Genomic DNA, 6,298 nt, shown 5'->3' with positions numbered 1-6,298 from the left:
CCGGTCCATCCGGTGGACCACCAGGCCCGACAGGAGCAACAGGAGAAACAGGGGCAACCGGAGTGACGGGTTTACAGGGTCCACAAGGAATACAAGGTGTGCAAGGAGAAATAGGTCCAACAGGCCCACAAGGAATTCAAGGTCCACAAGGAATACAAGGTGTAACAGGAGCAACAGGAGATCAAGGTCCACAAGGGATACAAGGTCCACAAGGAATTCAAGGCCCAACCGGTCCACAAGGAATTCAAGGAGCACAAGGCCCACAAGGGATACAAGGAGCAACCGGAGCAACCGGAGCACAGGGCCCACAGGGAATCCAAGGTCCGACTGGTCCACAAGGCCCAACTGGCATTCAAGGTGTGCAAGGCTTGCAAGGCCCACAAGGCCCGACAGGGGATACGGGAGCTACTGGTTCACAAGGACCGCAAGGAATCCAAGGTCCAACGGGGGCTACTGGAGCAACCGGAGCAACCGGAGTGACTGGAGTTAGTACAACTGCAACGTATGCATTTGCGAATAATACATCAGGAACAGCTATTTCCGTTTTATTAGGTGGTACGAATATCCCATTACCGAACAATCAAAATATTGGACCAGGAATAACCGTTAGTGGTGGAAATACTGTATTTACAGTTGCGAATGCAGGGAATTATTATATAGCCTATACAATTAATCTAACGGCAGGATTAATTGTAAGTTCTCGTATAACTGTAAATGGCAGTCCGCTTGCGGGAACGATAAACTCTCCGGTAGTGGCTACTGGTTCATTTAGTGCACCAATAATTGCTAACTTGCCTGCTGGAGCTGCTGTTAGTTTGCAATTATTTGGATTAGTTGCAATAGCTACATTATCTACGACAACGCCAGGAGCTACTCTAACTATTATTAGATTAAGTTAATAAGTAGAAAACCTTGGAACTTTTATGTTTCAAGGTTTTTTTATCCCGGTATTTGAGAGTCATCTTCGCTAATCAGAGGGGAATTGATAACTTTCTATTATTTAAAGTTTCACTTTATTCACGTGAGCAAAAACATCGCAGTTCGAAAATATATTATAATAGAATGAAAAGAGAGAAATTTGGCAGAAAGGGAGGGTGGCGATGCAGGAGATGGTTAAAGACTTTTTTGGACGCCCACTTCAAGATTTACGCATATCTGTCATTGATCGTTGCAATTTTAGATGTACATATTGTATGCCAGCGGAAGTATTTGGGCCTGATTATGCTTTTTTGAAAGATGAGTTTTTACTAACGTTTGATGAAATCGAACGTTTGGCAAAAGTGTTCGTTAGCATCGGTGTACGAAAAATTAGACTTACTGGTGGTGAACCACTGCTTCGTAAAGATTTAACAAAACTTATTGCACGTCTCGTGAAAATTGACGGGCTAGTAGATATAGGATTAACGACAAATGCTATTCATTTAACGAAACAAGCAAAGGCATTAAAAGAAGCTGGATTACATAGAGTAAATGTTAGTTTAGATGCAATAGATGACGATACATTTAGGGACATTAATGGTAGAAATATTAATACGAAACCTGTGATTAAGGGAATTAAAGCAGCAAAAGAGGCAGGGCTTGAAGTGAAAGTAAATATGGTTGTGAAAAAAGGGATGAACGATCATCAAGTACTTCCGATGGCTGCGTATTTTAAAGAGCGAGGAATCACGCTTAGGTTTATTGAGTTTATGGATGTTGGTAGTACGAATGGATGGAATTTCGATCAAGTGGTTACAAAGCGAGAATTGATCGAGATGATTCATAAAGTGTATCCGCTTGAGCCAGCTGAAGCGCATTATTTCGGTGAAGTTGCGAAGCGATATCGGTACGTTGGAACAAATGTTGAAGTCGGTTTTATTACTTCTGTTTCTGAATCATTTTGTTCCTCTTGTACGAGAGCGAGAATTTCAGCAGATGGAAAGTTTTATACTTGCTTATTTGCGACAGAAGGATTGGATGTAAGGAAACTTCTTAGAGGAAACCTTTCGGATGATGAGTTATTAAGCGTTATACAAGATGTGTGGATGAATAGAAAAGATAGGTATTCGGATGAACGGACAGAAGAAAGTGCAAAGAATCGTCCGAAAATTGAAATGTCTTATATAGGAGGATAAGAAAGGAGGCTATCGTATGCAGGAGCGATATTCAAGACAAATATTATTTTCTGGTGTTGGAGAAGAAGGGCAGCGAAAAATAAGAGGGAAGCATGTGCTTATTATCGGCGCTGGTGCTCTCGGCGCAGCGAATGCAGAAGCAATTGTTAGAGCAGGTGTTGGTAAAATAACGATTGCTGATCGTGATTATGTAGAATGGAGCAATTTACAAAGGCAACAATTATATACAGAGGAAGATGCGAAACATTATAAGCCGAAAGCGATAGCGGCAGCAGAACATTTAAAAGCGATTAATTCTGAAGTGGAAATTATCCCGGTTGTGACCGATGTAACGGTTCAAGAAATGGAAGAGTTAATTAAAGGTGTAGATTTAATATTAGACGCGACGGATAATTTTGAAACGCGCCTTCTTATTAATGATATATCTCAAATGTATAACGTTCCGTGGATATATGGGGGATGCGTTGGAAGCTACGGAGTAACTTATACAATCTTGCCAGGAAAAACGCCATGTTTTCGATGTTTAATGGAGCATCCAGCGAGCGGAGCGACATGTGATACGGCCGGTATTATACAGCCAGCAGTGCAATTAGTAGTTGCGCATCAAATAACGGAAGCTTTAAAAATATTAGTAGAAGATTTTGAGGCACTTCGTGAAACGATGCTATCATTTGATCTTTGGAATAATCAACAGATGGCATTTAAAGTGAATAGACAGAAAAAGGATACATGTTTATCTTGTGGAAAGCTACGTACATATCCGAGTTTAACATTTGAAGCACAAACGAAAACAGAAGTATTATGTGGACGAAATACAGTTCAAATCCGTCCAGGTGTGCGACAGGGGTTTAATTTAGAAGAAATTAAAAGGCGCTTACAAAAAAGTGTGGATGTAAAGGAAACACCTTATTTATTATCATTTCCGGTGGAAAAATATCGTTTTGTTTTATTTACAGATGGTAGAGCGTTTATTCATGGGACGAATGATATGAATGTGGCGAAACGCTTATATGCAAGATATATAGGGTGAACCTAAAGGAGAGTCCTTTAGGTTCAAAGGGAAAAGATAGTATTAAGAATTTCTAATATAATCTCCATTTTTTCCGCCTGTTTTTTCAAGTAAGTACGTTTCACCAATAATCATGCCTTTATCAACAGCTTTACACATATCGTACACGGTAAGAGCGGTAGCGGAAGCAGCTGTTAAAGCTTCCATTTCAACGCCGGTACTACCTTCTGTTTTAACTTTTACTTCAATAAGTAGTCGATATTGTTCTTCTGACTGTTTCCAATCGAAAGAAACATCAACACCTTTTAACAATAAAGGATGGCACATTGGGATAATATCAGAAGTGCGTTTTGCAGCCATAATGCCTGCGATTTGTGCAACAGCCAATACATCACCTTTACCAATTTCATTGTGAGAGATTTTGTCGAAAATTTCTTTCGTAACGAGAATGCTAGAGCATGCAATTGCTGTTCGAACGGTTACTTTTTTGTCGCTTATATCAACCATTTTAGCACGCCCTTGGTCATTGAAATGTGTGAATGAAGACATGGAATTCCTCCTTGAAGTAATTACGATTTAATATATAAAGTGTAATCGAGATTAGATATTTTGCAAATATGAGGTGAGAAACAATGGTAGAAAAACGAATCCCGATTCAAGTTGCTGAGGCAGTAGAGCGGGTGATGAAATACGCTAAGCATGGTGAAGTTGAAGAAGTTTTTATTACAGAAAGTTATGGGAGGATTCTTGGGGAGGATGTTGTCTCAGATCACGACGTTCCTCACTTTGATCGTTCTCCTTACGACGGTTTCGCAATTCGAGCAGAAGATACGAAAGAAGCGAGTCAAGAGCACCCGGTTGAATTTGAAGTAATAGGAGAAATCGGAGCAGGTTCTGTTTTTTTAGAAGAAGTAGGAGCTTTTCAGGCGGTTCGTATTATGACAGGAGCAGCTATCCCAGAAGATTGCAATGCAGTCGTAATGCTAGAGTTGACGGAAGGATTCGAGAAGAACGAAAGTACATATATGAAGTTGAAACGCTCTTTCCAAAATGGTGACAATGTGTCATTTAAAGGAGAAGATATAAAACAAAATCAAGTCCTTGTTAACAAAGGTGTTGTAATCAATCCAGGTGTTGCCGCACTGTTAGCGACGTTTGGATATAGCACTGTGAAAGTTGTAAAACAGCCTGTTGTCGGTATTGTAACGACAGGAAGCGAATTACTTGAAGTGCATGAGTCGCTAGAGCCAGGCAAAATTAGAAATAGTAACTCTTATATGATTGCAGCTCAAATTATGAAAGCTGGCGGGAAAGTGCGTTACTATGGACAACTTGCCGATGAGTTAGATGCATGTTTTACAGCTGTTAAATCAGCGATGGATGAGGTTGATATTTTAATTACAACGGGCGGTGTTTCAGTAGGAGATTACGACTACTTACCGGCTATTTATGAAAAGTTACAGGCGAATGTGCTTTTTAATAAAATAGCGATGAGACCCGGAAGTGTAACGACAGTAGCTGAAGTTGATGGAAAGTTACTTTTCGGTTTATCAGGTAATCCATCAGCTTGTTATGTAGGTTTCGAATTGTTTGTGCATCCGGTTATAAAAACGTATTTGTATGCGAAGGAGCCTCACATATATAGGGCAGACGCTATTTTGCAAAAAGACTTTCCGAAACCAAATCCGTTTACTCGTTTTGTAAGAGCGAAAGCGAGCATTGTTAATGGGGCACTACAAGTGACGCCGGTCGGTTTAGATAAATCGAGTGCGGTATCTTCACTCGCAGATGCGAATGCTTTTATCGTGTTGCCCGGAGGAACGAGAGGATTTGAAGCAGGGATGAAAGTATCTGTATTATTGTTAGAGCACTCCGAGGGATGTGATTGGCCATGGGCAACGCCCCTTCAATCTTACAAATAGTAGGGTATCAAAATAGCGGGAAAACAACACTTGTAGAGAAAATTGTGCATGCATTAGCTGAAAGTGAAATGAAAGTTGCTACAATTAAGCATCATGGTCATGGTGGTTTTCCTGAAGTAGCGCAAAAAGATAGTGAAAGGCACCGGAAAGCTGGTGCTGTCGTAAGTAGTGTAGAAGGCGCTGGATTACTATCTCTGTCTTCATTACGAGATGAATGGTCCTTGCAAGAAATTATCCGCTTGTACGAATTTTTTGAAGTGGATACGATTTTAATAGAGGGCTATAAAGCTGAGAAATATTCAAAAGTAGTTTTACTTCGTTCTGCGGAAGACATTGAACTTTTACATAAGGTAGAAAACGTAGTAGCAATTATTACGTGGGATAATGTCCTGTCAAATTTAAGAGAAGACTATAAAGTATTTCATATAACAGAAGAAAAATTGTATGTAGACTGGTTTTTACAAACGGTTAGGAGTGCAAAATGATAAATACGTATTATGAAGTAATTGATACAGAAATCCAAATTGAAGAGGTGGCAAAGAAAGTAATTCGACGTGAATGCGGTGCTGTTACAACATTTATTGGAACGGTTAGGGAGTTTACGAAAGGGCGTCGTACATTATACTTAGAGTATGTTGCTTATAAGTCGATGGCAGAAAAGATGCTACAGAAAATCGGCACAGAAGTGAAGGAAAAATGGCCTGGTACACATGTTGCGATTACACATCGCATTGGCACGTTGCAAATTTCTGATATAGCGGTTGTTGTTGCTGTATCAACGCCACATCGTAAAGAGGCCTATGAAGCAAATGAATATATTATGGAGCGTATTAAGCAAATTGTTCCGATTTGGAAAAAGGAGTTTTGGGAAGATGGCGACTCGTGGATTGGTGATCAATTAGAAAAGACACCATATCCAGCAGGAGAGCCTGGGAAGGAGCTATAAATATGATTCGAGTATTGTTATTTGCGAACTTGCAAGAAGAAGCAGGAACAAGTGAATTACAAATAGAGAAAGAAAATATTACGGTTGCAGAGTTAAAAGATATTGTCGCGAAGGAATATAATGTACCAGTATCAGCGCCAATTATGGTTGCGATTAATGAAGAATATGCAAATGAAGATGATACGATACAATCTGGTGATGTAGTTGCACTCATACCACCGGTGAGCGGTGGTTAATATTGGATTTGTACTAGAGAAAACGACTTTCCTAAATAGGAAAAGTCGTTTTTTTATGGGCATTTTGAGAA

8 protein-coding genes are annotated in these 6,298 nt (G+C 39.9%); 7 read left to right on the top strand and 1 reads right to left on the bottom strand.

Features of this window, described 5'->3' with window-relative positions; genetic code table 11:
• From BAQ49_RS30860 to BAQ49_RS30845, 3 genes are all read left to right on the top strand, one after another.
• On the top strand, positions 1-899 hold an 899-nt coding region (locus tag BAQ49_RS30860; RefSeq protein WP_131802738.1), incomplete at its 5' end, for a BclA C-terminal domain-containing protein.
• Positions 900-1,100: 201 nt separating this feature from the next.
• A complete protein-coding gene (moaA, locus tag BAQ49_RS30850) occupies positions 1,101-2,114 on the top strand; it encodes a GTP 3',8-cyclase MoaA (protein ID WP_071748384.1) in 1,014 nt (337 codons plus the stop codon).
• Positions 2,115-2,130: 16 nt separating this feature from the next.
• Positions 2,131-3,144, top strand: a complete 1,014-nt coding sequence (locus BAQ49_RS30845) for a molybdopterin-synthase adenylyltransferase MoeB (RefSeq protein WP_071748383.1) — start codon at positions 2,131-2,133, stop codon at positions 3,142-3,144.
• 42 nt (positions 3,145-3,186) lie between these two features.
• On the opposite strand, the gene moaC is transcribed toward BAQ49_RS30845, so the two are convergent.
• Positions 3,187-3,672 (bottom strand): cyclic pyranopterin monophosphate synthase MoaC, encoded by a 486-nt coding sequence (gene moaC, locus BAQ49_RS30840; RefSeq protein WP_000094156.1) that lies wholly within the window; start codon positions 3,670-3,672, stop codon positions 3,187-3,189.
• Between the two features lie 83 nt (positions 3,673-3,755).
• Here moaC and BAQ49_RS30835 point away from each other — a divergent pair, with 83 nt between their 5' ends.
• The 4 genes from BAQ49_RS30835 to moaD are packed head-to-tail and all read left to right on the top strand — an operon-like array spanning position 3,756 to position 6,227.
• A complete protein-coding gene (locus BAQ49_RS30835; protein ID WP_071748382.1) occupies positions 3,756-5,045 on the top strand; it encodes a molybdopterin molybdotransferase MoeA in 1,290 nt (429 codons plus the stop codon).
• Positions 5,009-5,530: a molybdopterin-guanine dinucleotide biosynthesis protein B gene (mobB, locus tag BAQ49_RS30830; RefSeq protein WP_071748381.1), complete on the top strand. Its 522-nt coding sequence runs from the start codon at positions 5,009-5,011 to the stop codon at positions 5,528-5,530. Before BAQ49_RS30835 ends, mobB begins: the two co-directional genes overlap by 37 nt.
• On the top strand, positions 5,527-5,991 hold the full coding sequence (gene moaE, locus BAQ49_RS30825; protein ID WP_071748380.1) for a molybdopterin synthase catalytic subunit MoaE: 465 nt from the start codon (positions 5,527-5,529) through the stop codon (positions 5,989-5,991). Before mobB ends, moaE begins: the two co-directional genes overlap by 4 nt.
• Before the next feature lie 2 nt (positions 5,992-5,993).
• A complete protein-coding gene (moaD, locus tag BAQ49_RS30820; protein WP_000621795.1) occupies positions 5,994-6,227 on the top strand; it encodes a molybdopterin converting factor subunit 1 in 234 nt (77 codons plus the stop codon).
• The last annotated feature ends 71 nt before the right edge of the window (positions 6,228-6,298 follow it).

This window comes from Bacillus proteolyticus (assembly GCF_001884065.1).
In the GTDB taxonomy this organism is placed as follows: Bacteria; Bacillota; Bacilli; order Bacillales; family Bacillaceae_G; genus Bacillus_A; species Bacillus_A proteolyticus.
Note: the sequence above shows the minus strand (reverse complement) of the source record. Positions and strands in the feature narration are given on the sequence as shown.